This is a genomic window from Kitasatospora sp. NPDC088742, assembly GCF_055584905.1.
This window is the reverse complement of sequence record NZ_JBVJLD010000005.1, coordinates 86453-111356: the sequence shown is the minus strand read 5'-3', so window position 1 is coordinate 111356 and position 24904 is coordinate 86453. Positions and strand designations below refer to the sequence as shown.

Sequence of the window (24904 nt, the reverse complement as noted above, 5' to 3'; positions counted from 1 at the left end):
GGTCGCCGGGGGCGGCGGGGGGGCGGGGGGGGGGGCCCGCCCCCCCCCCCCGGCCCGCCCCCCGCCCCCCCCCCCCCCCCCCGCCGGGGGGGGGGCCCCCCCCGGGGGGGGGGGCCCCCCCCCGCCGTACTCGCCGGGGCGTCGGTCGGAAGGCGTCGGTCAGAACTGGAGCGACCAGCTGTTGACGTAGCCGGTGTCCTTCGCCGCGTTGTCGGTGGTCCGGAGCTTCCAGGTGCCGTTGGCGGCCTCGGAGGAGGCGTTGACGACGTAGCTGCCCAGCACGTCGGACGCGCTGTCGGTGGAGCTGTAGTCCTTGAGCAGGTAGGAGCTGCCGTCCGGGGCGATCAGCTCCAGCTTGAGGTCACCGCGGTAGGTGTGGCGGATGTCCACGGCGACGGTGAGGCCGGTCGGGGCGTTGCCGCTGACGCCGGTGACGGAGACCGGGGAGTCGACGGTGGTGTTGTCGGCGATCTGGTAGTCGGCGGTGTTCTCGAACTTCGGGCCGGTGGGCGGGGTGGTGGTGCCACCGCCGACCTTGAGCAGCCGGTTCGCGGAGTTGGTGCCGGGGTTGGTCACCTTGTTGAGGGTGGCGTCGGCGACCAGCTTGTCCCGGACCTGCTGCGGGGTCCAGGCCGGGTTGGCGGAGAGCAGCAGGGCCGCCGCACCGGCGGCGTGCGGGGAGGCCATCGAGGTGCCGCTCATGGTGGCGTTCCAGTTGTCGCCCTGGTAGCCGGCCGAGGTGATGTTCGTGCCCGGTCCGAACAGGTCCAGGCAGCTGCCGTAGTTGGAGTACGTGGCGCGGGCGTCGGTGTTGTCGGTGGCGCCGAGGGTGATCGCCGTGGGGGTGGAGGCGGGGGAGTAGCTGCAGGCGTCGCTGTTGTTGTTGCCGGCCGCGAGGGCGTAGGTGACGCCCGAGGCTATCGACCGGGTGACCGCGTCGTTCACGGTCTGGTCGAAGTTGCCGCCGAGGCTCATGTTCGCCACGGCGGGCTTCACGGCGTTGGCGGTGACCCAGTCGATGCCCTTGATGATGGTGGACCAGGGCGCCGTGGCCTGGCAGTTGAGCACCCGGACGGCCACCAGCTTGACGCCCTTGGCCACCCCGTAGGTGGAGCCGCCGACGGTGCCCGAGACGTGGGTGCCGTGGCCGTGGCAGTCGGAGGCGTCGGTGTCGTTGTCCACGAAGTCGTAGCCGCTGACGGCCCGTCCGCCGAACTCCTGGTGGCTGAACCGGATACCGGTGTCGAGGATGTACGCGGTGACGTTGGAGGCGGTGGTGGCGTAGGTGTACGCCTTGTCGAGCGGGAGGTTGGCCTGGTCGATCCGGTCCAGACCCCAGGAGGGCGGGTTGGGCTGGGTGGCGGTGGCAGACGCCCAGCCGTCCGCCTCGACCCGGCGCACGCCCGGCTCGGCGGCCAGCCGGCGGGCCTCGACGGCGGAGAGGCGGACCGCGAAGCCGTGCAGGGCGGCGGTGTAGACCTGGCTCGGGCTGCCGCCGTGACGGCCCGCCAACTGCTGTGCCTTGGCCGCGACTTCGGAGGCCGAGAGGCCGTCGGCGAAGGTCACCAGGAACGAACCCTCGATCACGTCGGCGCGGTCGGTGCCGACCACGGTGCCCTCGGCGGCGGTGGCCGGTGCGGCGGCCAGGGCGGGGACCGCGAGGGCGGCGAGCAGGACCGCGGCGGCGGTGGCTGTGCTTCGGAGCTTCATGTGGAGGTCTCCAGGAGCCGGGGGAGGGAGAGTAGGTGGCGGGCATCGTCGGCCGCTGGAGAAGAGCATCGGGCCGGGCGGCGCACCGCAGCCAGGGGCGACGGCACCCAGAGAAGGGCCCTGCGGCACCCAGAAAACCGTCCGTGGTGCGAGTGGCGTTCGGGGCTGCGGTGGGCGGGCGGCCGTACTGTCGAAGTCCGTTGCGGAGGAGGACTTCTGATGCGCAAGGTGACCTACTCGATGGGCGTCTCGCTGGACGGCTACGTCATCGGACCGGACGGCCGCTTCGACTGGGGGGACCCGGACGAGGAGGTGTTCCGCTTCTGCATCGAGGAGGTGCGGGGCGTGGACGTGCACCTGATGGGCCGTCGGCTGTACGAGACGATGCTCTACTGGGAGGACCCGGCCAACGCGAGCGACCCGTTGGAGCGGGAGTGGGTGGACGTGTGGTGCCCGCTCCCCAAGGTGGTCTTCTCCCGCACCCTGACCGAGGTCCGCGGCACCGCCACCCGCCTGGCGGGCGCCGGCCTCGCGGAGGAGATCGCCCGGCTGCGCGCCGAACCGGGGGACGGGGACATCGCCATCGGCGGCGCGACGCTCGCGGCCGAGGCGGCCGCCCTCGACCTGATCGACGAGTACCGCGCCCGGGTCTGCCCGGTCCTGGTCGGCGGCGGCGTCCCGTTCTTCCCCCAGGCGGAGCGGCACGTGGACCTCGACCTGGTGGAGGTCCGGCGCTTCGCGTCGAAGGTGGTCTACATGGCGTACCGGGTGGTGCGGTAGCCCCGCCCGTGCGTCAGGACCGCCCGTGCGGGAAGGCTGCGGCCGAGGTGCCGTTCGAGGCGGTGTCAGGTGGTTTCCGGGGTGAGGGCGGGGGCCAGGGCGGTGCGGGAGGGGACGGCGAGTTTGCGCATGGCGTTGGCGATGTGGTGTTCGACGGTGCGGTGGGAGAGGACGAGGCGTTCGGCGATCTCGGCGTTGCGCAGGCCGGTGGCGGCGAGTTCGGCGATCTCGCGTTCGCGGGGGGAGAGGGTGGCGCCGTAGGGGCGGCGGCCGCCTCGGGTGGGTGGGGTGATGCCGTGGTCGCGGAGCAGGGTGCGGGTGAGGGTGATGTCCCAGCCGGCGCCGAGGGTGGTGAAGCGGTCGAGGGCGGCGAGCAGGTCGGGGGTGCCGTCCTGGGAGGTGGCCAGGGCGGCGCGGCCGCGGGCGAGTTGGGCCCGGGCCTGTTCGTAGGGGCGGTCGGCGGCGGTCCAGGCCAGCTCGGCCTCGAGCCACGGCGAGGGGTGGGGGGAGAGCAGGGCGCGGCAGGTGGCGAGGGCCGCGAGACCGGCGGGGGCGTCGCGGGAGGCGAGGCCGGCGGCGAACTCGGCGGTGAGGGCTGCGGCGGCGGGATGGTCGCCGAGCTCGGTGAGGGACTGGACGGCGGCCGGGACGACCTCGGCGGCCCAGACCCAGGCGCCGATCCGGCGCAGCGCGTCGAGGGCGGGGCAGGTGTGGCCCCAGGCCCGGGCGGGCTGGCCGGCGGCGAGGTCGATCCGGGCCAGCGCGCCGGCCGAGGCAGCGGTGATCATGCCGGTGTCCTGCCGGACGGTGCGCTGAGCCTGCGTCAGGTACCGGCGGGCGGTGCCGGTGCGGCCGGTGACCAGGGCGTGCAGGCCGCGTACCAGGGTGGCCTCGGCCTCCAGGTCGGGGATGTCGGCGTAGTCGGCGGCCGCGGCTGCGGCCCGGGTGTCCAGTTGGTCCCAGCGTCCGCCGGTCCAGTCGAGCAGGAGCCGGGCGGTGGCGGCGAGGCCGCAGTAGTAGGGGCTGTCCATGCCGATGCTCAACTCCTCGACCCGGGCCAGGAACCGGGCCGCGGCGTGCGGGAAGCCGAGCATCACGCAGGCGTGGGCGAGGTTGGCGTGGGCCCGGGTGAGGTGCTGGAGCTGGGCGGGGGAGGCGGGCTCGGTGGGCAGTTCGCGGACGGCGTCCCAGGCGGTGGGGTCTCCGATGAACAGCAGGGTGCTCACCCGGTTCGCCTGGACCGCCATCAGGGTGTCCGCGTTGCCGATCTCGGCGGCCAACTCCTGGGAGCGGGCGAGCCATCGGAGGTGCCGCTGGAAGGGCCAGCCGCTCACCGAGGGGATCGACAGGGTGGACATCGCCCGGGCGGCCAGCTCCGGCTGGTCGGTCAGGTCGGCGATCGCCTCGGCGATCACCTCCCGCCCGGCCACCCCGGCGCCCGCCTGGTTGCGCAGCAACATGCCGGTGTTGAGCCGGAGTTCGCCCCGCAGGGCGGTGGGCATCGGCTCCCCGGCCAGCACCTCCTGGAGGAACGGCACCGTCCCGGGGTCGGGCCGCCCGGTGAGCGCGGCCCGGCTGAGCTTGAGGGCCAGGCGGGCGCGCCGCACTCCGGTGGTGGCGCGGGCCGCCGCGTCGAGCAGCTCGACCGCCTCCGCCGCGCGCCCGGCCCGGGCCGCCTCGTCGGCCGCCGTCTCGGCGTACTGGGGCCAGTGCGGCGAGGCGGCCAGCCGGTGGTGGCGGGCGAGTTCGGCCAGCGGGGCGCGGTCGGGGCCGGAGCGCAGGCGGCGGGCCGCGCGCAGGTGGAGCCGGCGGCGCTGCTCCGGCCCGGTGAGCTCGGCGGCGGCGGTCCGGGCGAGCGGGTGGGCGGGGGCGAAGGTGCCGTCGGGGTGCTCGGCGAGCAGCCCGGCCTCGGTGGCGAGCGGCAGCGCGGCGGCCGCGTCGGCGAGGCCGGTGCCGGCCACGGCGGCCAGCGTGGGAGCGGTGACGGGGCTCTCCAGGGTGGCTGCCGCCTGGGTCAACAGCCGTGCGGTGTCCGTGAGTTCGGAGAACCGCCCGAGCAGCTCGCGGCGGGCGGCCGGGGGCAGCGGCGGGGGCTCGGGGAGCACGGCCGGTGCGGCGGCCAGCAGGGCGGCGGCCAGGCCGGGCAGGCCGGTGGTGCGGCGCAGTACCTCGGCGAGGAGCGCGGGCGAGGCGGTGTGGCCGGGAAGCAGGGCGAGTTGGTCGAGGGTCAGCGGTTCGACGGCCAGCTCGGTGGTGGGGCAGCGGGCTTCGGCGAGCAGACCGGCCAGGGTCAGGCAGGCGGCGGTGGAGCGGCGGCTGGTCAGCACCAGGCGGGTGACGGCGGGGGGCCGGGCCACCAGGTACCGGAGGAAACGGACCGTCAGGGGGTCGGCGGCGTGCAGGTCCTCCAGCACCAGGACCGGTTGCAGCTCGGCCAGCAGGGCCGCCAATCCCCGGAACACCAGGTGGAGTTCGGCGGAGGGCGGCGGCGGTGGCAGCTGTCCGGAGAGCTCCGGGAGCAGGGCGTGCAGCGCGCCGGTGACGGGCGGCAGGGTGGTGGCGGCCAGCAGGGTGGTCCCCGGGGCGAGCGCGTCCACCACCGCGCCGAGCGGGAAGCGGTGCCCGCCCCCGCCGCACCGGCCGGTCAGCAGCGGCCGCCCGCCCGGCAGTGGCAGCCGGGCCAACTCGCCCACCACCGCGCTCCTTCCGGCCCCGGCCGGTCCGGTGAGCACCACCAACCCGGCGGGCCCGGCCAGGGCGGCGGACAGGTCGGCGAGCAGGGCCTCGCGCCCGACGAGCGGCGCCGCCGCTCCGGCGGATCTGGCTGGACGCACGGCTTCCTCCCGGGTCGGACAACTCGGACCGCCGGCAGTCCCTGTGAGCGCTCACAACCGCTCGTACTGCCGTACCGCTGGGGAGCGGTGGGCGCCCACCCTAGCCCGGCACCGGGAGCGGTGGGTGCCGGGCGGGAAAACTCCGTGGACCGCCGGAGCTTCCTGAGTGGTCCGTTCAGAACAGCGAGGTGTAGACGTGCTGCCAGTCGGTGACGGCCTGCGCGATCGGGGAGGTGGTGCCGATCGCCGCCCCGGCGCGGCCGATGGCCTCCAGGGCGAGGCGGGCCCGGGAGCGCAGGCGCCGCTCGCCGGGGTTGGCGGCGGCCTCGGAGACGTCGGCGAGGTTGTCCAGCAGCTCCGCGCGCTGCACCTCCGAGAGCGAGTCCTCCTGCTGGATCGCCGCGTTGAGGGCGTCGATGGCGGCCACCGAGCGGTCGTCGCCGCGCTCCATGATGGCCGCGATGTTGGCGCCGATGATCTGGATGGTGTCGGCGATGTTCACCTGGCCGACGTGGCCGGTGAAGGTGACCGGCGGGCGCGGCTCGCTCATGCCGGAACGGTCGGTGTACTCCTGCATGCGGTTCGATACCTCCGTCAGATAGGTCAACGCCAGGGCTGAGTAGGCGAGATGGAGACGTCGGAGGACGTCGTCGGTGACCACGTCCTCGGGCCAGGCCGCGACGGCGGGGGCGCCGAGGGTCGACCGCTCAAAGCGCTGCCGGATCTCCGTGGTCAGAAAGCCGGCCAGCAGGTCGCCGCCGGCGATCACGTCCGAGAACGCCGACGCCGGACCCGGCGTGCCGAGTTCGGGCAGCCTGCCGGTGCTCTCGACCAGGAACTCGGCCAACCGCTCGTCGGTCGCCGACGGGGAGACGTGGGGATGGAAGCGGGCGTCCCGGGGCGGCCGGAGCAGCTCCGCCGGTCGGGTCGACGGATGTGCGTCGAGGACACCCGATGCTTCGAGCAGGGCGTCCCTGAGGTGCCGGACCAGGGCGGCCCAGTCCAGTGTCGGGTGCACCGGGAGCTCCCTCGGACCGGCGAACGCGATGTCCGGCAGTGGCTCCGCCAGAGCGGTCACCACCAGCAGGGCCGTCCGGTGGACACTGGCGAGCACGCCGGCCGCCGGGTGGAGCGGAGACAGGACGGTGCATCGGGCGTCGGCCCAGGCCCGTGTCCGGTGGACGAGATCGGCGGCTTCCGGAGTGAGCCGTGAGCCCGACTCCGGCTCCCGCCAGCCGAGTTGGCCACCCCTTCGTCGGAACGGGGCGACGGTGCAGACACCGGCCGGTGAGGCCGCGAGCTGCTGGGCGAGCAGCCGGGCCTCGTCGACGATCGTCCGGGTGAGACCGGAGGCCGTCTCCTGGAGCAGCCGCAGACCCTGCCCGGCGTCCGGCAGCATCACGGTCCGCCCGTCGTGCAGAGTGGCCGGACGGACGCCGACGTGCGTGCCGGGACCGCTCGGCACGGTGGCCGGAACCGGTCGGTGCCGGCCGGTGTCCCGCTCCGGCCGGGCGTGGGGCGGCCGGTGCCAGCCCGCCATGGCGGTCGCCAGATCGGCCTGTCGGCGGGTCAGCCGGGCGGCCGCGCGGTTGGGTGCCCTCCTCCGCCAGACCGCGAGCAGCATCGCGACCAGCCCGATCAGGATGAAGCCGACCTCGGCGCTGACATCCCCCGAATTGAAGGCGAGTACGAGCAGGAAGAACCACACCACGACTATGCAGCCCACGACTTGACCTCCCCCGTGCGTGTCATGGTCGCCCATCGTCATGCCCGGGGGAAGGGGCGGTCAGTCCTCCGGGATGTGGGCGAGCATGCGCTCCATGCCGTTGACCCAGTTGGCGCGGAGGGCGGCGGTGGCGCCGGGGAGGTCGCCTTCGAGGAGGCGGCGGGCGATCTCGCAGTGTTCCTCGGACTGGCGGGCGACGAGTTGGTCCTCGGGGATGACGAGGTTCTCGTAGCGGCGCATGCCGGCCTTGACCCGGGAGAGCAGGTCGAGCAGGCGGCCGTTGGGGCAGCCGCCGAGGAGGAGGCCGTGCCACTCGTCGTCGAGGCGGTCGACCACGGCGTGCTCGGCCAGCGGGTCGGGGAAGCCCTGGGCCAGCTCCAGCAGGCGCGGGGCGGTGGCGGCCAGGTGCCCGGGATCGGAGGACTCCAGAGCGAGGGACTCCAACGCGGCGACTATGGCGACCAGTTCGCGGAACTCGCGGCGGCTGACCGGGGCGAAGCGGAAGCCGCGGCCCTGGTTGCTCTCCAGCACGCCCTCGCCCGTGAGGGTGATCAGCGCCTCGCGGAGCGGAGTCCGGCTGACGCCCAACTCGGCTGCCAGGACCGCCTCGTTGACGTCGGTGCCGGCAGCGAACTCGCCGCGGGTCAGACGGTCCATCAGCTCGTCGCGGATCTGCTCGCGCAGCGGACGGCGTTCGATCGCCATCGGGCCCCCTATCGGTCGGATCTCAGCATAGCTCTTGACCGAATGCAGAGTACTGAACTAAGTATTCTGAATACAAAATTCGGATGGCCGGAGGGGGAGTCGGAGTCCATGGGTCTGACGCGTGTGCCGGGGCTGCTCTACGGGGGCGACTACAACCCCGAGCAGTGGCCCGAGGAGGTCTGGGCGGAGGACGTCCGGCTGATGGCCGAGGCCGGGGTGAACGTGGCCACCGTCGCGGTCTTCTCCTGGTCGAGGCTCGAACCGGCGCCCGGTGTCTACGAGTTCGGCTGGCTGGACCGGGTGCTGGACCTGCTGCACGAGCACGGCATCGCGGCCGACCTGGCCACCGCCACCGCCACCCCGCCGCCCTGGCTGGTCCGGCTCCACCCGGAGGTGCGGCCGCAGGACGCGGCCGGCACCCGGCTGGAATTCGGCTCCCGGCAGGGGTACTGCCCCTCCTCGCCGGTCTTCCGGGCGGCCACCGTCCGGCTGGCCCGGGCCGTGGCCGAGCGGTACCGGGACCACCCCGCCCTGGTGATGTGGCACGTCGGGAACGAGTACGCCGACCACACCACCGAGTGCTTCTGCGAGGAGTCCGCCCGCGACTTCCGGCGCTGGCTGCGCGAGCGCTACACCACCCTGGACGGGCTCAACGCGGCCTGGGGCACGTCCTGTTGGGGCCAGCACTACACCGACTGGGGGCAGCTGGAGCCGCCCCGCAAGGCCCCCGGCCCGGTCAACCCGGCCCAGCTGCTGGACTGGCGGCGGTTCTCCAGCGACGCGCTGCTGGCCTGCTTCGAGGCCGAGCGCGCGGTGCTCAAGGAGGTCACCCCCGACGTTCCGGTGACCACCAACTTCATGAGCGTCCTGCGCGACCTCGACTACTGGAAGTGGGCCGCCGCCGAGGACCTGGTCACCGACGACGCCTACCCGGACCCGGCCGACCCGAGGGCGCACGTCAAGGTGGCGCTCAGCTACGACCTGATGCGCTCGCTCAAGCGGCAGCCCTGGCTGCTGCTGGAGTCGGCGCCCGGCGCGGTGAGTTGGCGCGAGGTGAACGTGCCGAAGGCGCCGGGCGTGATGCGGCTGCACAGCCTCCAGGCGCTGGCGCACGGCTCGGACGGGGTGATGTTCTTCCAGTGGCGTCAGGCGAAGTACGGCCCGGAGAAGTTCCACTCGGCGATGCTCCCGCACGGCGGCACCGCCACCCGCCAGTGGCGGGAGACGGTCGCGCTCGGCGCGGACGTCCGGCGCCTCGCCGAGGTGGCGGGCACCGAGACCCGGGCCGAGGTCGCGCTGGTGCTGGACTGGGAGAGCTGGTGGGGCCTGGAGGCCCCCGAGTCGCTGCCCTCGAACCGGCTGAGGCTGCATCAGCTGCTGCTCTCCTGGTACGCGCCGCTGCACGCCCGCGGCATCGCGGTGGACCTCACCCCGCCCGGGCGGGACCTGAGCGGCTACCGGGTGGTCATCGCGCCCAACCTCTACCTCTGCACCGCGGAGCAGGCGGCCAACCTGGCAGCATTTCAGGGCCAGTTGGTGGTCGGCCCGTTCAGCGGGGTGGTGGACGCCGCCGACCAGGTGCACGAGGGCGGGGCACCCGGGCCGCTGCGGGGGCTGCTCGGGGTGCGGGTGGAGGAGTTCTGGCCGCTGCCGGACGGCGAGGCCCAGCGCGTCGAGACGGCGGGCGGCGAGGAGCTCACCGCCCGGACCTGGACCGAGTGGCTGGAGACCGAGGGCGCCGAGGTGCTGGCCCGCTACCGGGGCGGCCCGCTGGACGGCCGACCGGCCGTCACCCGGCACGGCACCGCCACCTACCTGAGCTGCCTGCCGGAGGATCCGGCGCCCTTCCTCGACGCGGTGCTCGAAGCCGCCGGGGTGAGCGGCACCGAGCTGCCCGACGGCGTCGAGCTCTGCCGCCGGGGCCGCTACCTGTTCCTGCTCAACCACGGGGCCGGGCCGGCCACCGTGACCCTGCCCGAGGACGGTACGGACCTGCTGACCGGGCGTCAGCTGTCCGGCACCGTCACCATCGCGGCGCACGACGCCGTAGTGCTCGACCACTCTTGAGGAGCGAGATGAGCCACCCCTTGAGTCACCCCTACATACCCAACGCCGGGCCCGAGGCCCGCGCGGCGATGCTCGCCGAGATCGGCGCCGCGGACGTGGCCGAGTTCTACGGCGACATCCCCGCCGACCTGCGGCTCGGCCGCCCGCTCGACCTGCCCGAGCCGTTCGCCGACGAGCAGGGCCTGGCGCGGCACGTACGCGGCCTGCTGGCCCGCAACTCCGACACCACCGAGCTCCTGAGCTTCCTCGGCCACGGCTGCTACCCGCACCACGTCCCGGCGGTCTGCGACGAGGTGAACGGCCGCGGCGAGTTCCTCACCGCCTACGCGGGCGAGCCCTACGAGGACCACGGCCGCTTCCAGGCGCTCTTCGAGTACGTCTCGCTGATGGCCGAGCTGCTGGAGATGGACGTGGTCAACGTCCCCACCTACGACGGCTACCAGGCCGCCGGGACGGCGCTGCGGATGGCCGCGCGCTACACCGGGCGGGGCCGGGTACTGGTCAGCGGGGCGGTGGCCGCCGACAAGCTGGCCAAGATCCGCGACTACCTGGCGCCCGACCTGGAGGTGGTGCTCGCCCCGGTCGCCGACTCCGGCGAGCTCGGCGAGATCACCCTGGACGAGAGCTTCGCCGCGCTCTACCTGGAGACCCCGAACGTCTACGGCGTGGTGGAGACCAAGGGTCGTCAACTCGCCGAGCAGGCCCATGCGGTGGGCGCGCTGCTGGTGGTCGGCACCGATCCGGTCTCGCTCGGCGTGCTCGCCCCGCCCGCGAGCTACGGCGCCGACCTGGTCTGCGGGGACATCCAGTCGCTGGGCATGCACCAGCAGTACGGCGGCGGCCAGGCCGGCTTCATCGCCAGCCGGGACGAGGAGCGGCTGGTGGCCGAGTACCCGTCCCGCCTGTTCGGCATCGCGCCGACGGCGGTGGAGGGCGAGTACGGCTTCGGCGACGTCTTCTACGACCGCACCTCCTTCGCGCTGCGCGAGGAGGGCAAGGAGTGGGTCGGCACCGCCGCCGCCCTGTGGGGCATCACCGCCGGGGTCTACCTGGCGCTGATGGGCCCGCAGGGGATGCGCGAGCTCGGCGAGACGGTGCTGGCCCGCACCCGGTACGCGATGACCGCGCTGGCCGGTGCGGGGGCGGTGGTGCGGCACCAGGAGGCCATCCACTTCCGGGAGTTCGCGATCGAGGTGCCGGACGCCGACGCGCTGCTGGCGGCCCTGCTGGAGCAGGGCATCCTCGGCGGGGTCCGGCTCGGGGAGCGCGAACTGCTGGTCTGCGTCACCGAACGGCACGACATCGCCGACATCGACACCCTCGCGGCGGCCGTGAAGGGCGCCCTGGCCACCCTCGGAGGTACCCGGTGAGCTCGCACGGAGAGTCCTTCGCCTCCCTTCCGGTGGCGCCCAAGCCCGCACTGCGCCGCTTCCACCAGGCGCGCTGGGACGAGGAGATCGTCTTCGAGCTGTCCCGGCCCGGCCGGCGCGGCATCGGCGTCCCGGCCCCCGGCGCCCCGCTGGTCGAACTCCCGGACGGCGTACGACGCGAGACCCCGCCCGCACTGCCGGAGCTCTCGCAGAACCAGGTGGTCCGGCACTGGTTCCGGCTCTCCCAGGAGACCCTGGGCGCCGACTTCACCATCGACGTCGGCCAGGGCACCTGCACCATGAAGTACAGCCCGAAGGTGAACGACACCTTCGTGCGGGACCCGAAGGTGGCCGAACTCCACCCGCTCCAGCCGGAGTCCACGGTGCAGGGCGTGCTGGAGGTGTACTGGCGGCTGGAGCAGATCCTCAAGGAGGTCTCCGGCATGAGCCGGGTCTCGCTCCAGCCCGGGGCCGGATCGGCGGCGATCTACGCCAACATCGCGATGATCCGCGCCTACCACGCCTCCCGGGGCGAGGGCGGGCAGCGGGACCAGGTGATCACCACCATGTTCTCGCACCCCTCGAACGCGGCCTGCGCCAAGGTGGCCGGGTACGAGGTGATCACCCTGATGCCGGACGCCGACGGCTACCCGGACATCGAGGCGCTGCGCGCCGCCGTCGGCCCGCGCACCGCCGCGCTGCTGATCACCAACCCGGAGGACACCGGGATCTTCAACCCGAGGATCCGCGAGTTCGTCGAACTCGTGCACGCGGCAGGCGGGTTGGCCTGCTACGACCAGGCCAACGCCAACGGCGTCCTGGGCATCACCCGGGCCCGGGAGGCCGGCTTCGACCTCTGCCACTTCAACCTGCACAAGACCTTCTCCACCCCGCACGCCTGCGGCGGCCCGGCGGCCGGCGCCTGCGGGGTCTCCGAGGCGCTGGTGCCCTTCCTGCCGGGCCCGGTGGTGGACCGGGTCGGCGAGGAGTACCGGCTCGTCACCCCGGACAGCAGCGTCGGCAAGATCCGGCCGTTCCTGGGGGTGACGCCCAACGTGGTGCGGGCCTACGCCTGGGTGATGGCGCTCGGCGCCGAGGGCCTGCGCGAGGTGGCCGAGACCGCGGTGCTGAACAACAACTACCTGCTGCACAAGGTGAAGCAGATCCCCGGGGCCTCCGTCCCGTGGCCCGAGCGGCGCCGGGTCGAGCAGGTCCGGTACTCCTGGCAGGAGCTGTCGGAGCAGACCGGCGTGCACTCCGAGGAGATCGGCGTCCGGGCCGCCGACTTCGGGCTGCACTACTGGACCAGCCACCACCCCTACGTGGTGCCCGAGCCGTTCACCCTGGAGCCCACCGAGTCGTACTCCCGGGAGGACCTGGACGAGTACGCCGCCGTGCTCGCCCACGTGGCCGAAGAGGCGCACACCGAGCCGGAGTTCGTCAAGGGGGCGCCCTACAACCAGACCGTGCACAGGATCGACGGCAGCTGCCTGGACGACCCGGCGCAGTGGGCCCCCACCTGGCGCGCCTACCTGCGGAAGCACCGGCGGTGATCGTCGGCCTGGTGGTCAACCCGGTGGCCGGGCTCGGCGGCGCGGTCGCGCTCAAGGGCAGCGACGGCGCCGGGGTGCAGGCCAGGGCGCTGGCCCTGGGGGCGGTGCCCCGGGCCGCGGAGCGGGCGGCGGCCGCGCTGCGGGCGTTGCACGCCAGGCGGCCGGGCCTGCTGGTCAGGACGGCGGCGGGCGCGATGGGGGAGGAGAGTGCCCGGGCCGCCGGAGTGCGCCATGAAGTCCGGTACGGATCAGCTGAGTTGACGACCACGGCGGCGGACACCCGCCGGGCCGTGGCGGCTCTGGGCGGGGTGGACCTGCTGCTCTTCGCGGGCGGGGACGGCACCGCGAGGGACGTGCTGGACGCCGGGCCGGCCGGTGCGGTGCTCGGCGTCCCGGCCGGGGTGAAGGTGTACTCCGGCTGCTTCGCCGTCAGCCCTTTCGCCGCCGGGGTGACGGCGGCCGGGTACGACGGGCGGACGCTGGAGGCCGAGGTGGTCGACCTGGACGAGGAGGCCCACCGGGCCGGCCGGGTCGGGGCCCGGCTGTACGGGACGCTCCGGGTGCCCGCCGCCCGGGCCCGGCTCAGCGGCCGCAAGACCGGCTCCGCCGCCGCGCCGCCCGGCTCGGTGGAGTCGGTGGCCCGCGCGGTGGTGGCCGAGATGGCGCCGGGGGTCTCGTACGCCCTCGGGCCGGGCGCCACCACCCTGGCGGTCGGGCGCCAACTCGGCCTGGAACTCACGCCCTTGGGCGTGGACCTGGTCCGGGACGGGGAGCTGCTCGCCCTGGACGTCACCGAGCAGACCCTGCTCACCCATGCCATGTCACAGGTCACGTGCGCGGTGCTCTCCGTCATCGGGGGGCAGGGCTTCGTGATCGGACGGGGCAACCAGCAGTTCAGCCCACGGGTGCTGGAGCGGCTGGCCGGGATCACCGTGCTCGCCACCCAGCAGAAGCTCGCCGCACTCGGCGGCCGCCCGCTGCTCGTCGACAGCGGAGACCCGCTGGCCGACGCCGCGCTCAGCGGCCCGGCCCGAGTGGTCACCGGCCACCGCGAATCCGTGGTGTACCGCATCCAGTCAGCAAGTGAGGATCTATGAACACCCTGCAGAACAAGGTCGCCATCGTCACCGGCGGAGCCTCCGGCATCGGGCGTGCCACCGCCAAGCTGTTCGCCGCCGAGGGCGCCGCCGTGGTGATCGCCGACCTGGCGGACGCCACGGCGGTGGTCCGGGAGATCGAGGCGGACGGCGGCCGGGCCACCGCGGTGCGGGCCGACGTCTCCTCGGAGACCGACTGCCGACGGGTCGTCACCATCGCGGTGGAGACCTACGGAGGGCTGCACGTGCTCTTCAACAACGCCGGGATCACCCGCCGGCAGACCGCGCTGGAGATCGGGGTGGATGACTGGGACCTGGTGATGGCGGTCAACGTCCGCTCGGTCTACCTGATGTGCCGCTTCGCCATTCCGGCCATGAAGGAGGGCGGCTCGATCGTCAACACCGGCTCCGGCTGGGGCATGAAGGGCGGCGCCCAGGCCCTGGTCTACTGCGCCTCCAAGGCCGCCGTGGTCAACATGACCCGCGCCCTGGCGATCGACCACGCGGCGGCCGGCATCCGGGTCAACTCGGTCAACCCCGGCGACACCGAGACCCCGATGCTCCGCGAGGAGGCCCGCCAACTCCAGGAGGAGTGGGCGGTGTTCGAGAAGGACGCGCACGACCGCCCGATGGGCCGGGCCGGGACACCGGAGGAGATCGCCAGCGCGGTGCTCTTCCTGGCGAGCGACGCCAGCAGCTACATGACCGGCTCCGCCCTTCTGGTGGACGGCGGCGGCCTCGCCTGAACCTCGCTCCACCCACCGTCAACACCCCCCCACGATCGGGAGCACCGATGTCCGTGTTCAGTAGAAGAACCGCACTGCTCGCCGTCGCCACCGCGCTCACCGTGTCCGCGTGCAGCGGCTCCGGCGGCTCGGGCGCCCTGGGATCCTCCGACGCCAAGGACGGCAAGGTCACCGTCCGCTGGTCCACCTGGGGTTCGGCCGAGGACCTGGACGTGTTCAAGGCCTTCACCGACGACTTCACCAAGAAGCACCCGAACATCACCCTCAAGTTCGAGCCGGTCGCCTCCTACGAGGACTACAACCCCAAGCTGCTCACCCAGCTCACCTCGAAGACCGCCCCTGACGTCTTCTACGTCGGCGACGACTTCATCGGCAAGCTCGTCGCGGACGGTGTACTCGCCCCGCTGGACCAGCAGTTGGCCGGGCCGGACAGCAGGAGCAGGCCCGCCGACTTCTTCGAGGGCATCTACGGCGGGGCGAAGAAGGGCGGCGTCACCTACGGCGTGCCCAACGACACCAACCCCGAGGTGCTCTGGTACGACAAGAAGGCGCTCGCCGAGGCCGGCATCACCGAGGACCCGGCGGCCCTCGCCCAGGCCGGGAAGTGGACCATGGCCACCTACCTCGACATGAACGCCAAGCTCAAGGCGGCGGACAAGTACGGCTCCATCTTCTGGAACTGGTACGGCTCCACCTACAGCCTGGTGAACGGCTTCGGCGGCAAGGTCTGGGACGGCGGCAAGTTCGTCGCGCCGAGCGACCCGAAGGCCCGTCAGGCCTTCAAGGTGCTGGCCGACGGCTACAAGGACAAGACCTTCGCCTCGGCCGACCTGCTCCCGGAGGGCAACGGCCCGGGCACCCAGTTCGTCAAGCACAAGGCCGGCTTCTACGCGGGCGGGCGCTGGGTGGCGGAGAGCATCAAGAAGGGCGGCGACCTGGCGGGCTACGACATCGTGCCGTTCCCCTCGGTGGACGGGAAGCCGATCCCGAGCGCGGTGGCCGCCTCCTACCTGGCGGTCAACAAGGACAGCGCGCACCCGAAGGAGGCGTTCACCTTCCTCACCGAGTTCGTCTCCAAGGAGGGCCAGGCGCTGCGCCTCAAGGGCGGCTCGGCGGTGCCCTCGGTGAAGGGGGCGGACGAGCTGGTGACGGAGGGGAACTACCCCGCCCACGTGAAGACCTTCCTGGACGCCCGGGACAACGGCTTCGCCAACTACCCGGAGGAGGTGGCCGTTCCGGGCCTGACCAAGGCCATCAACGACCACCTGATGAAGATCTGGGAGGGCAAGGTGGGCCTGGACGAGGGGATGGCCCAGCTGCAGACCCTGGTCGACGGGATGAAGGGCAAGCAGTAGTGAGTGCCGTCGCCGAGGCACCCGCGCGCGAGCGCGCCCGCCGGTCCCGTCGTCCCGCCGACGCCCGGAGCGGGCGCGAGCCGCTCTGGCGGCGGCGGGACCGCCGGTGGGCCCTGCTCTTCCTGGGCCCCCAACTCCTGGGCCTGCTGGTCTTCCTGGTCGGCCCGCTCGGCTTCGCCGTGGTGCTCTCCTTCCTGGACTGGAACGGACTGGGCGACGCCGATTGGGTCGGCTTCGACAACTACGGTGCGCTGCTGACCGATCCGTACTTCGGCAAGGCGGTCTGGAACACCGTCAAGATCGGCCTGATCACCGTGCCGGGCGGGCTGGTGGCGGCGCTCGGGCTGGCGCTCGCCCTGCACGGGGTGCGCGGCCGGACGGTCTACCGGGTCGTCTACTTCCTTCCGGTGGTGACCAGTTCGGTCGCCGTCTCGGTGCTCTGGCAGATCATCCTGGGCAGCGGCACCGACGGCATCCTGAACGGCACGGTGCACCGGCTGTTCGGGGTCACCCCGCCGAACTGGCTGGAGGACCCGGTCTGGGTGGTCCCCGCCATCGCGGTGGTGACCGTCTGGTCCTCGCTGGGCCTGAACGTGGTGATCTTCCTGGCCGGGCTCGCCACCATCCCCGCCAACCTGCTGGAGGCCGCCCGGATCGACGGCGCCGGCGCCTGGCAGACCCTGCGCTCGATCACCCTGCCGCTGCTCTCGCCGACCGTCTTCTTCACGGTGGTGGTCTCGGTGATCAGCTCCTTCCAGGCCTTCGACCTGATCTACGTGCTGGTCAACCCGGACCACAACGAGGGCGCCCAGACCATCGTCTACAAGGTCTACCAACAGGGCTTCCGGGAGTTCCACTTCGGGCTCTCCAGCGCGGCGGCGCTGCTCCTGCTGGTGCTGACGCTGCTGGTCACGGCCGTCCAGTTCAAGGCGCAGAAGCGCTTCGTCCACTACGAGTCGTGAGGCCGCGATGACGACCCTCCGCAAGCAAGTGCTGCTGCACGTGGGCCTCTCCCTCGGCGGCCTGCTGATGATCTTCCCGTTCGTCTGGATGCTGCTCACCTCCTTCAAGGGGGTGCAGCAGATGATCAACGAACCACTGGCCTGGCTGCCCGACCCGTGGCGTCCGGAGAACTACGCCGACGTCCTGCGGGCCGTCCCGCTCGGGCAGGCCTACTGGAACAGCATGTACATCGCGGCCGTCACCGTGGTGGCCACCCTGCTCACCGGCGCCATGGCGGCCTACGCCTTCGCCCGCATCCCGTTCCGCGGCTCGGGCCCGCTCTTCGGGCTCTTCCTGGCCACCCAGATGGTGCCCTCCCAGGTGATCGTGGTGCCGCTCTACATCATGCTGGCCAAGCTCCATCTGATCGACTCCCACCTGGCGTTGATCCTCCCGGCGATCGCCAACCCCTTCGCGGTCTTCCTGCTGCGGCAGTTCATCCGGGCCGTCCCGGTCGAGCTGGAGGACGCCGCCCGGATCGACGGGGCGGGCCGCTGGACCATCTTCTGGCGGATCATCCTGCCGAACATCCGCCCCGGGCTGTGGACGCTGGGCATCATCGTCTTCCTGGGCAGCTGGAACAGCTACTTCTTCCCGCTGATCTTCCTCAACAGCCCCGAACTCTTCACCGTCCCACTGCTGTTGGACTCCTTCAACTCCGCCAAGGGCGGGCTGGACTACGGTCTGACCGCCGCGCTGTCGGCGATGACGGTGCTGCCGATGCTGATCGCCTTCCTGATCGGGCAGCGCAAGATCCTCAACAGCATGGCCGACTCCGGTCTCGGGGGCCGCTGATGTACGTCCGACTCGACTTGCTGGAACGGCCGTTCACCGAGCGGGGATCGCGGCTGCTGGTGCTCGCGGACGAGGGCGGGGACGGGGGCGGGGGTGGGGACGGGGACGCGGGCGGGCTGCGGGTGGTCCGGGCCGAGTACGAGGCCCCGTCGGCGGTGGAGCTGTCCCGGCTGGTGGTGCGGGACGCCGAGGGGCGGGCGCTGCCCGTGGTCTCGGCGGACCCGGTGGCGGTGCGGTTCGAGGGCGGGGCCGAGCTGCTGTTCGCCGATCCGTCGACGCTGGTGCTGGCGGGGGCGGGGGCGGGCGGGAGTGCCTCCTGGCGGCTGCCGGGCGGCACGGCGCGGGAGGTGGAGCTGACCGGGTGTCACGTCCTGGTCGGCGCCGAGGGGGAGTGGACCGCGGGTGCGGTGCGGGCGGCCGCCGAGGCGCGGTGGGCCTCGTGGTTCGCGCTGATGCCGGCGGTGCCGGGGGAGTTGGCGGAGCGGGCCCGGATGGCCTGGTGGACGCTGGCCGTCAACCTGCTCCCGATCGGCGGCCGGGAGGGGCTCGTCCCCTCCAAGTACGGCTACCTGGGGGTCTGGAACTGGGACGCGCTCTTCCATGCCGTCGCCCTGCGGCACGCCTCGCCGGCGCTGGCCCGCGAGCAGATCCTGCTGCTCCTCGACCATCAGCTGCCCAACGGCCAACTCCCTGACGTGGTGCACGACTTCGGTGTGATCGCGGAGACCACCGACCTGCCCCGCTCCGACCTGGCCCGGCTGAGCGAGCACGTCGGCCAGGCCAACGGCACCGGGATGTCCGCCGGGCTGCCGGCGGCTCCGGTCCCGGTCACCAAGCCCCCGCTCACCGCCTGGGCGGTCTGGAAGGTCCACCAGGCCGACCCGGACCGGGAGTTCCTCGCCGAGGTCTACCCCGAGCTGGTCCGCGCCCACGAGTGGTGGTTCACCGCCTCGGACCCGGACGGCGACGGCCTGCCCGAGTACCTCCACCCCTACTCCTCCGGCCTGGACGACAGCCCGGTCTGGGACTACGGCCCGCGCGCCGAGCCCCCGGACCTCAACTCCTACCTGATCCACCAGGCCGACCGCCTCGCCGACATCGCCGACGAGATCGACCTGCCGGAGGAGGCCGCCCGCTGGCGCGAACGGGCCGCTGCGCACCAGGAGTTGATGCTCGTCAGGCGCTGGGACGGCAAGAGCTTCCGCACGCTGTCGGACGGGGCCCCGGTGCGGGTGCGCACCGCACTCGACCTGATGCCGCTCTTCACCGGGCGCCTCCCGAAGGAGGTGGCGGCCGAGCTCGAGCGGACCCTGCGCTCGCCCTCGTTCTGGGGCCGCCACCCCGTCCCCACGGTGGCCTTCGACGACCCGGCCTTCGACCCGGACGCGATGTGGCGCGGCCCGGTCTGGCTGAACGTCAACTACCTGCTGGCCGAAGGCCTGGAGCGCTCCGGCTTCGCCGCGACGGCGGCGGAGCTGCGGCGCCGCACGCTCGCGATGGTCCGGGACGCGGGCGGCCTCTACGAGTACTGGAACCCGCTGACCGGTGCCCGGGCCCCGCGCGCCACCAGCGGCTTCGGCTGGTCGGCCGCGCTGTTCGTGGACCTCGCGGCCGGCGGGGTGACGCCCGGAGAGCTCAGACGGTGACCGCCACCAGGGGGAGGGTGAGGACCACCGTGCGGCCGGCGCCGGTGTTCTCCACCGCGAAGCGCAGGCCGGGGGTCTCGCGCAGGGCCGCCCAGCCGGCGTCCCGGAGGTGGCCCTGGGCGAAGGCCCAGTACATCGCCTCGTCCGGCACGGCCGGGCCCCGGTCGGAGATCCGCACCTCGGTCTCGCCCGCACCCGTCCGGTAGGCCGTCACCGAGGTCTTGGCCCACGGAGGATTGCGGCGCAGCGCCTGCTCGACCAGGACGGTCAGCAGGCGGTCCAGCTCCGGCTGGGCCAGCGCGACCTGCGGCAGCCCGGCGGGCAGCCGCACCGTCACGGCACCGGCCGGTGTCCCGGCCGAGGCGATGCGTACGGCCTCCGGCAGGCTGGCGGCGACCTGGGGCAGGTCCGGCTCGGTCATGACGTCTCCTGGCTGCTTCTTGCGGTGGCTGCGGTCATACTTTCGCACCCGGCCCAGCAGACTACGTCACCCCTCGGTCCTGGCCCGGACCGCCACCCGGCGGGGGCGGTCCGGACTGCGCCGCAGGTCAGGATGGTGGGAGCCGGGGTCAGAGGGTGCCGAGCTGCTCCGCGAGGTCGTCCAGGCCGAGCGAGCCCAGGGAGAGCACCGCGGTGTGCCAGGCCTTGAGGTCGAACGCGGCGCCCTGCCGGCGGCGGGCCTCCTCCCGCCCCCGCAGCCAGACCCGCTCGCCGAGCTTGTAGCCGATGGCCTGGCCGGGCCAGCCGAGGTAGCGGACGATCTCGCTGTCCCGCTTCCCGGCCGAGGTGCCGCTGTAGGTGGCGATGAACGCGGTCGCCAGCTCCGGCGTCCAGCGCTCGCCGGGGTGGAAGCCCGCGTCGGCGGGGATGGTGAGGCCCAGGTGCATGCCGATGTCGATGATCACCCGGATGACGCGCAGCATCTGCTCGTCCAGGAAGCCGAGCCGGTGCGCCGGGTCGGCGAAGAAGCCGAGCTCGTCCATCAGGCGCTCCGCGTACAGCGCCCAGCCCTCGATGTTGGCGCTCACCCGGCCGTAGGTGGTCTGGTAGCGGCTCAGCTCGCCGGACAGCTCGGTCCACCGGGCCAGCTGGAGGTGGTGGCCCGGGACGCCCTCGTGGTACCAGGTGGTGACGAGGTGCCAGGTCGGGAAGACCGTCCGGCCCAGGGTCGGCAGGTAGGTCCGCCCGGGGCGGCTGAAGTCCAGGCTGGGCGCGGAGTAGAACGGGGCCGCGGCGCTGCCGGCCGGGGCGAGGTGGGACTCCACCCGGCGCAGCGGGCCGGAGATGTCGAAGTGCGTCCCGTCCAGCGCGGTGACCGCCTGCTCCATCACCTGCTGGAGCCAGTCCCGGATCGCCTCCTCGCCCTCCACGGCGTGGCCGTGCCGGTGCAGGTGGTCCACCGCCTCCAGCACCCCGGCCGGCCCGGATCCCGCCCCGGGCAGCACCCGCCCGGCCTCGACGCGCATCTCGGCTGCCGTCCGGTGGAACTCCTCCCAGGCCCAGGCGTACGCCTCGTCCAGGTCGAGGTCGGCCCCCGTGTGGTGACGGACCGCCAGGCGGTAGCGCTCGCGGCCGACGGCGTCCGGGGTGCCCAGGGTGGCCGGTGCGTAGCTGTCGCGCAGCCAGTCGCGGAACCCGGCGACGGCGGCGGTGGCCTCGCGGGCCGCCTCCGTCAGCTCCTTGCCCAGCCGCTCCGGCCCGGGAGCCACGAACTCGGCGAACCAGCCGGCGCTCCCGGTGGACTCCCCGGTCCAGGCGCCGAGTTGCTCCACCACCGAGTCCGCCTGCCGGGGCGCGGCGAGCAGGCCCCGGGCGGTGCCCTCGCTCAGGGTGGCGCGGTAGCCGTCCAGCGCTCCGGGGACGTTACGCAGCCGCCCCGCCACCAGGGCCCAGTCCTCCTCGGTGGTGGTGGGCATGAAGGTGAAGACGTCGCGCACCTGGTGGACGTGGGCACCGATGTTGCGCAGCTGACGGTAGTTCTCGCCGCTCTCGTGCAGGGCCAGTTCGGCGGTGAGGCGGTCCCGGAGCAGGCGGGCGCAGTTCCGGTCGGCGGAGGTGGTGGGGGCTTGGGCCGTGTCGAGGACGGCGAGGGTGCGGCGGGCGGTGTCGGCCCGTTCCTCGAACCCCTCCGGCGAGAGGTCCGGCTGCCGGTCGTCCCCGGGGTGGAGCCCCAACCAGGCGGCCACCAGCGGATCCTGGGCGGCCACCTGGTCGAGGTGGTGGTCGGCGATGGCGCGTGCGGTGATCGTTTCGTCTGCCATCCCGCCATCCTCGCTCACCCCGGTGCGGGCGTCCGGAGCTTCCGCAGGTTGGGCCGGGGGGCGTGCTCAGCCGCGCCGGCGGCGGCCGAAGACCAGCGCGACCAGCCCCAACCCGACGGCCACACCGGCCAGTTGGGCGGCGAGGAAGCCGAGGACGGAGGACGGGGCGATGCCCGCGAAGGAGTCGGTGAAGGCGCGGCCGACGGTGACGGCGGGGTTGGCGAAGGAGGTGGAGGAGGTGGAGGAGGTGGAGGAGGTGAACCAGTAGGCGGCGCCGATGTAGCAGGCCACGGCGGCGGGGGCGTAGCGGAGCTGGTCCTTGCGGGCCGGGCCGAAGATCAGCAGGACCAGGCCGGCGGTGGCGACGACCTCGCCGAGCAGCAGGATCAGGACGGCGAGGCCGAAGACGGTGGCCAGGGAGTTGGCGAGCAGTTGCAGGCCGACGTCCTGGGTGAGCTGGGTGGCCTGGAAGCCGGAGCCGACGACGACGGCCACCAGGGCGGCGGTGCCGAGCAGTTCGGCCGCCACGCGCTGCGGCAGGGGGGTGGCGGGTGCTCCGACGGGTCTTGCGGTGTCGGTGTCGGTGGTGATGGTGGTCGTCACGTCGTGCTTCCTTGTGCGGGGTGGCTCAGCAGGAGCGCTTGAAGCCGGCCTCGGCGGTGAGCCGGGCGGCGGAGGCCAGGGCGGCGAACTCCGCGGCCAGGCCGGTCAGGGCCTCGGGGCGAAGCGCGTAGTAGGTGAAGCGGCCGCACGGCTCGGTGTCCACCAGCCCGGCCTCGCGCAGGATCGTCAGGTGGTTGGAGAGGTTGGTCTGCCGGGCGCCGGTCTCCTCCACCAGGTGCGTGGTGCACAGGGCTTCGCGGGAGAGTAGGGAGACGATCCGCAGCCGGAGCGGATCGGCCAGCGCTCGCAGGACCTGGTCCTGCTCGGTCGCCACAACGCCGGGCGCTCCCAGATGGCCGCCGGATTCCTCCGCCACCTCGCCGGTGACCGGATCGAGGTCCGCTCGGCCGGCTCGGCCCCCGGGGACCGGGTCAACCCGGCCGCCGTCTCGGCGATGGCCGAGCTCGGCATCGACATCTCCGGCCGGCAGCCCACGGTGCTCACCACCGAGGCCGTCCAGGCCTCCGACTACGTGATCACCATGGGCTGCGGCGACGCCTGCCCGTACTTCCCCGGCAAGCACTACCTTGACTGGCAGCTCGACTACCCGGCCGGGCAGGGCGTCGAGGCCGTCCGTCCGATCCGGGACGGGATCAGGGCCCTGGTCGAGGGGTTGATCGCCGAGATCGACGGTACCGATCCGGACGTCGACTCGGACGAAACCTCGGACGACGGCGCCTCGAACGGGGTCTGAGACTCCGTCATCACTCGCCGGTGCGGCCGTCCGTCAGCTCGCGGACGATGTCCAGATGACCGGCGTGGCGGGCGTACTCCTGGAGGACGTGGAAGAGGATCCAGCTCAGGGTGGGCAGCGGCGTTCCGTCGTCCGGGAAACGGCCGCCGGGGGTGGCGTGGGTGGCCAGCGGGGTGCCCGTGACCACCTTGCGGGTGTAAGCGCCGCTCGCGTGCAGCGCGGCCAGCAGCTGCTCGACGGTCTCCTCGGGGCCGACCTGCCAGCGGTCGTCCGGGCCCCGGTCGCCCCAGGGGGCGGGGAGTTGCTCGCCCTGGAAGGCCCAGCGGATCCAGCGCTGCTCCATGTGCGCCAGGTGCTTGAGCAGTTCCAGCGCGCTCCAGCCGGAGGGCAGTCGGCTGGTGCGGAGCTCGGCGTCCGGCAGGCCGGTGAACTTGGCGTCGACGGCGGACCGGTAATAGTCCAGGTATCCGAGCAACAGCTCGGTGGGGTCGGAGAGTTGGTTGTCCGGCTCGGGCAGGTGATCGCTCATGCGCCGAGTCTGCCACTCCGGCTCCGCACGGAGGAGCGGTGATCGGCCAGAGGGGGGTGCGGTTCGGGCCAGCCCGGCGGGATCGCGGGGCCGGGGCGGGGGGTGCGTGCCCACTGTCGAAGGGACCGTTGGCATCCGCACCGTTGGCATCCGCGCCGTGTGCGCGCCGCCCAGGTAGGGAGACCCCGCCGTGCCGTCTCTGTTGCACTACGAGATCCTCACCGACCCGACGTCGCTCCAGGCGTCCTCCGAGGGAAGGCCGTCCGTGGGGACGGTGTACGTGATCGTCTCCAACATCCATCAGGAGGACGTGGAATGGCGGTACATCGACCTGGCGATCCCGGTCGGCTCCGGTCCTGACGACCTGACGGACGACCGCGCGGCGATCCGGCCGAGCCTCACCACGACCTACAACACGCCCTGGGACACGGGGGATCCGGTCCTCACCTGGGACGACGACGCACAGGCGTTCCGCGGGCGGCGGACTGGTCCGCCTGCGCTCAGTGAGCGCACCGGCGGTGGCGACCAGTCGGTGGCCCTGCGGCCGGCCGCCCGCACCACTGGCTAGGATGATCACGGCTGCTGCGCGGTCGGATCCCGGCCCCCGCAGCCCTTCCCGTCCTGCGGCACCGCAGCCGGGGACATCTCGGGCCGCCTCGGCTTCGCGCAGTGGGGAGTGCCGACAGCATGGACGCCGACCTGGACGAGGCCGTGCTGTACGGCCTCCTGCACGCCCGGCACCTGGCCGAGGAGCCGGACGGCAGCGTCGTTCACCGCGATCCGGACGGCGAGCTGCACGACGACGCCCAGGAGTGGCGGCTGCTCGGGATCTTCTCCTCGCGGGAGGGGGCCGAGGCCCGGCTCGCCGCGTCCCGGCTCCTTCCGGGCTTCGCCGAGGACGCCGACTGCTTCGAGATCTCCGTCCTCGGCGTGGACCACGACCAGTGGACGGACGGACGGCTACTTCACCACCGGCGCGGAAGACCTGGCGGACGCTCAGAGCCTCCCGGGCCTCCACGGCCTCCCGGGCCTCCACCGGCTCCCGGGCCTCCAGGACTCTCAGGAAGGCGGTGCCCGATGAGCGAGGTCGTCCACCTGCTGGTGCACCGTCACATCTACGACCCCGCGGACGCGGACACCCTCCCGGAGCCCGAGCAGGACGGCGAGCCGCTGTTCTGGGACGACGCGGAGGAGACCTTCAAGATCCTGGGTCTCTACTCGAGCCGGGAGCGTGCCCTGGCGAGGATCACCGAACTCCGCACCCGGCCGGGCTTCGAGGAGAGCCCGGAGGGCTTCTCCGTCCACGAGTACTCCGTCGACGCGCTCCGCTGGGCGGACGGGTTCGTGGTCGAGGACCACTGACGCACCCCG

22 protein-coding genes are annotated in these 24904 nt (G+C 73.1%); 13 read left to right on the top strand and 9 right to left on the bottom strand.

Going from position 1 to position 24904, the window contains the following annotated elements:
* Nucleotides 1–159 precede the first annotated feature (159 nt).
* Nucleotides 160–1710 carry a S8 family peptidase gene (locus tag ACZ6ZR_RS07240; protein WP_465640268.1) on the bottom strand — a complete coding sequence of 517 codons (1551 nt, stop codon included), beginning with the start codon at nucleotides 1708–1710 and terminating at the stop codon, nucleotides 160–162.
* A 219-nt stretch (nucleotides 1711–1929) separates the two neighbouring features.
* Here ACZ6ZR_RS07240 and ACZ6ZR_RS07235 point away from each other — a divergent pair, with 219 nt between their 5' ends.
* Entirely contained in the window at nucleotides 1930–2490 is a 561-nt protein-coding gene (locus ACZ6ZR_RS07235; RefSeq protein ID WP_465640266.1) for a dihydrofolate reductase family protein, read from the top strand.
* A 65-nt stretch (nucleotides 2491–2555) separates the two neighbouring features.
* Here the strand turns inward: ACZ6ZR_RS07235 and ACZ6ZR_RS07230 are convergent, their stop codons facing one another.
* The 3 genes from ACZ6ZR_RS07230 to ACZ6ZR_RS07220 form a co-directional block, all read right to left on the bottom strand.
* The gene (locus ACZ6ZR_RS07230) at nucleotides 2556–5324 is read right to left on the bottom strand and encodes a helix-turn-helix transcriptional regulator (RefSeq protein ID WP_465640264.1); all 2769 of its coding nucleotides are present in this window, start codon (nucleotides 5322–5324) and stop codon (nucleotides 2556–2558) included.
* Between the two features lie 175 nt (nucleotides 5325–5499).
* Nucleotides 5500–7050 (bottom strand): hypothetical protein, encoded by a 1551-nt coding sequence (locus tag ACZ6ZR_RS07225; protein ID WP_465640262.1) that lies wholly within the window; start codon nucleotides 7048–7050, stop codon nucleotides 5500–5502.
* Nucleotides 7051–7110: 60 nt separating this feature from the next.
* Nucleotides 7111–7755, bottom strand: a complete 645-nt coding sequence (locus ACZ6ZR_RS07220) for a GntR family transcriptional regulator (protein ID WP_465640260.1) — start codon at nucleotides 7753–7755, stop codon at nucleotides 7111–7113.
* A 108-nt stretch (nucleotides 7756–7863) separates the two neighbouring features.
* Between ACZ6ZR_RS07220 and ACZ6ZR_RS07215 the strand changes: the two genes are divergently transcribed.
* The 9 genes from ACZ6ZR_RS07215 to ACZ6ZR_RS07175 are packed head-to-tail and all read left to right on the top strand — an operon-like array spanning nucleotide 7864 to nucleotide 19386.
* Nucleotides 7864–9822 (top strand): beta-galactosidase, encoded by a 1959-nt coding sequence (locus ACZ6ZR_RS07215; protein WP_465640258.1) that lies wholly within the window; start codon nucleotides 7864–7866, stop codon nucleotides 9820–9822.
* A gap of 8 nt (nucleotides 9823–9830) precedes the next feature.
* Nucleotides 9831–11192, top strand: a complete 1362-nt coding sequence (gene gcvPA, locus ACZ6ZR_RS07210; protein ID WP_465640256.1) for an aminomethyl-transferring glycine dehydrogenase subunit GcvPA — start codon at nucleotides 9831–9833, stop codon at nucleotides 11190–11192.
* Nucleotides 11189–12745 carry an aminomethyl-transferring glycine dehydrogenase subunit GcvPB gene (gcvPB, locus tag ACZ6ZR_RS07205; protein ID WP_465640255.1) on the top strand — a complete coding sequence of 519 codons (1557 nt, stop codon included), beginning with the start codon at nucleotides 11189–11191 and terminating at the stop codon, nucleotides 12743–12745. Before gcvPA ends, gcvPB begins: the two co-directional genes overlap by 4 nt.
* Nucleotides 12742–13842 (top strand): ATP-NAD kinase family protein, encoded by a 1101-nt coding sequence (locus ACZ6ZR_RS07200; RefSeq protein ID WP_465640253.1) that lies wholly within the window; start codon nucleotides 12742–12744, stop codon nucleotides 13840–13842. The genes gcvPB and ACZ6ZR_RS07200 overlap by 4 nt, the downstream gene beginning before the upstream one ends.
* A complete protein-coding gene (locus ACZ6ZR_RS07195; protein ID WP_465640251.1) occupies nucleotides 13839–14588 on the top strand; it encodes an SDR family NAD(P)-dependent oxidoreductase in 750 nt (249 codons plus the stop codon). Before ACZ6ZR_RS07200 ends, ACZ6ZR_RS07195 begins: the two co-directional genes overlap by 4 nt.
* Nucleotides 14589–14635: 47 nt before the next feature.
* On the top strand, nucleotides 14636–15943 hold the full coding sequence (locus ACZ6ZR_RS07190; protein ID WP_465640249.1) for an ABC transporter substrate-binding protein: 1308 nt from the start codon (nucleotides 14636–14638) through the stop codon (nucleotides 15941–15943).
* Nucleotides 15943–16905 carry a carbohydrate ABC transporter permease gene (locus ACZ6ZR_RS07185; RefSeq protein WP_465640247.1) on the top strand — a complete coding sequence of 321 codons (963 nt, stop codon included), beginning with the start codon at nucleotides 15943–15945 and terminating at the stop codon, nucleotides 16903–16905. Before ACZ6ZR_RS07190 ends, ACZ6ZR_RS07185 begins: the two co-directional genes overlap by 1 nt.
* A 7-nt stretch (nucleotides 16906–16912) precedes the next feature.
* Entirely contained in the window at nucleotides 16913–17740 is an 828-nt protein-coding gene (locus ACZ6ZR_RS07180; protein ID WP_465640245.1) for a carbohydrate ABC transporter permease, read from the top strand.
* Nucleotides 17740–19386 carry an amylo-alpha-1,6-glucosidase gene (locus ACZ6ZR_RS07175; RefSeq protein ID WP_465640243.1) on the top strand — a complete coding sequence of 549 codons (1647 nt, stop codon included), beginning with the start codon at nucleotides 17740–17742 and terminating at the stop codon, nucleotides 19384–19386. Before ACZ6ZR_RS07180 ends, ACZ6ZR_RS07175 begins: the two co-directional genes overlap by 1 nt.
* Here the strand turns inward: ACZ6ZR_RS07175 and ACZ6ZR_RS07170 are convergent.
* From ACZ6ZR_RS07170 to ACZ6ZR_RS07155, 4 genes are all read right to left on the bottom strand, one after another.
* The gene (locus ACZ6ZR_RS07170; protein ID WP_465640241.1) at nucleotides 19376–19807 is read right to left on the bottom strand and encodes a hypothetical protein; all 432 of its coding nucleotides are present in this window, start codon (nucleotides 19805–19807) and stop codon (nucleotides 19376–19378) included. The two genes, ACZ6ZR_RS07175 and ACZ6ZR_RS07170, sit on opposite strands and share 11 nt — an antisense overlap.
* Before the next feature lie 148 nt (nucleotides 19808–19955).
* Nucleotides 19956–21647, bottom strand: coding sequence for a DUF885 domain-containing protein (locus ACZ6ZR_RS07165; protein WP_465640239.1), 1692 nt, complete (start codon nucleotides 21645–21647; stop codon nucleotides 19956–19958).
* 66 nt (nucleotides 21648–21713) lie between these two features.
* Nucleotides 21714–22250 (bottom strand): hypothetical protein, encoded by a 537-nt coding sequence (locus tag ACZ6ZR_RS07160; RefSeq protein WP_465640237.1) that lies wholly within the window; start codon nucleotides 22248–22250, stop codon nucleotides 21714–21716.
* Between the two features lie 25 nt (nucleotides 22251–22275).
* The gene (locus ACZ6ZR_RS07155; protein WP_465640236.1) at nucleotides 22276–22584 is read right to left on the bottom strand and encodes an ArsR/SmtB family transcription factor; all 309 of its coding nucleotides are present in this window, start codon (nucleotides 22582–22584) and stop codon (nucleotides 22276–22278) included.
* Nucleotides 22585–22602: 18 nt separating this feature from the next.
* Between ACZ6ZR_RS07155 and ACZ6ZR_RS07150 the strand changes: the two genes are divergently transcribed.
* A complete protein-coding gene (locus ACZ6ZR_RS07150) occupies nucleotides 22603–23004 on the top strand; it encodes an arsenate reductase ArsC (protein WP_465640234.1) in 402 nt (133 codons plus the stop codon).
* Nucleotides 23005–23014: 10 nt separating this feature from the next.
* On the opposite strand, the gene ACZ6ZR_RS07145 is transcribed toward ACZ6ZR_RS07150, so the two are convergent.
* Nucleotides 23015–23533: a DinB family protein gene (locus ACZ6ZR_RS07145; RefSeq protein WP_465640232.1), complete on the bottom strand. Its 519-nt coding sequence runs from the start codon at nucleotides 23531–23533 to the stop codon at nucleotides 23015–23017.
* Nucleotides 23534–23723: 190 nt separating this feature from the next.
* Between ACZ6ZR_RS07145 and ACZ6ZR_RS07140 the strand changes: the two genes are divergently transcribed.
* Both ACZ6ZR_RS07140 and ACZ6ZR_RS07135 read left to right on the top strand, forming a co-directional pair.
* A complete protein-coding gene (locus tag ACZ6ZR_RS07140; RefSeq protein WP_465640230.1) occupies nucleotides 23724–24101 on the top strand; it encodes a hypothetical protein in 378 nt (125 codons plus the stop codon).
* A gap of 119 nt (nucleotides 24102–24220) precedes the next feature.
* A complete protein-coding gene (locus ACZ6ZR_RS07135; protein WP_465640228.1) occupies nucleotides 24221–24895 on the top strand; it encodes a hypothetical protein in 675 nt (224 codons plus the stop codon).
* The last annotated feature ends 9 nt before the right edge of the window (nucleotides 24896–24904 follow it).

Excerpts from the sequence above, each read along its gene's own strand:
- ACZ6ZR_RS07240 (WP_465640268.1), bottom strand. The coding sequence starts at position 1,710 with ATGAAGCTCCGAAGCACAGCCACCGCCGCCGCGGTCCTGCTCGCCGCC.
- ACZ6ZR_RS07235 (WP_465640266.1), top strand. The coding sequence starts at position 1,930 with ATGCGCAAGGTGACCTACTCGATGGGCGTCTCGCTGGACGGCTACGTC.
- ACZ6ZR_RS07220 (WP_465640260.1), bottom strand. The coding sequence starts at position 7,755 with ATGGCGATCGAACGCCGTCCGCTGCGCGAGCAGATCCGCGACGAGCTG.
- ACZ6ZR_RS07215 (WP_465640258.1), top strand. The coding sequence starts at position 7,864 with ATGGGTCTGACGCGTGTGCCGGGGCTGCTCTACGGGGGCGACTACAAC.
- gcvPA (WP_465640256.1), top strand. The coding sequence starts at position 9,831 with ATGAGCCACCCCTTGAGTCACCCCTACATACCCAACGCCGGGCCCGAG.
- ACZ6ZR_RS07195 (WP_465640251.1), top strand. The coding sequence starts at position 13,839 with ATGAACACCCTGCAGAACAAGGTCGCCATCGTCACCGGCGGAGCCTCC.
- ACZ6ZR_RS07190 (WP_465640249.1), top strand. The coding sequence starts at position 14,636 with ATGTCCGTGTTCAGTAGAAGAACCGCACTGCTCGCCGTCGCCACCGCG.
- ACZ6ZR_RS07180 (WP_465640245.1), top strand. The coding sequence starts at position 16,913 with ATGACGACCCTCCGCAAGCAAGTGCTGCTGCACGTGGGCCTCTCCCTC.
- ACZ6ZR_RS07175 (WP_465640243.1), top strand. The coding sequence starts at position 17,740 with ATGTACGTCCGACTCGACTTGCTGGAACGGCCGTTCACCGAGCGGGGA.
- ACZ6ZR_RS07170 (WP_465640241.1), bottom strand. The coding sequence starts at position 19,807 with ATGACCGAGCCGGACCTGCCCCAGGTCGCCGCCAGCCTGCCGGAGGCC.
- ACZ6ZR_RS07165 (WP_465640239.1), bottom strand. The coding sequence starts at position 21,647 with ATGGCAGACGAAACGATCACCGCACGCGCCATCGCCGACCACCACCTC.
- ACZ6ZR_RS07150 (WP_465640234.1), top strand. The coding sequence starts at position 22,603 with ATGGCCGCCGGATTCCTCCGCCACCTCGCCGGTGACCGGATCGAGGTC.
- ACZ6ZR_RS07145 (WP_465640232.1), bottom strand. The coding sequence starts at position 23,533 with ATGAGCGATCACCTGCCCGAGCCGGACAACCAACTCTCCGACCCCACC.
- ACZ6ZR_RS07135 (WP_465640228.1), top strand. The coding sequence starts at position 24,221 with ATGGACGCCGACCTGGACGAGGCCGTGCTGTACGGCCTCCTGCACGCC.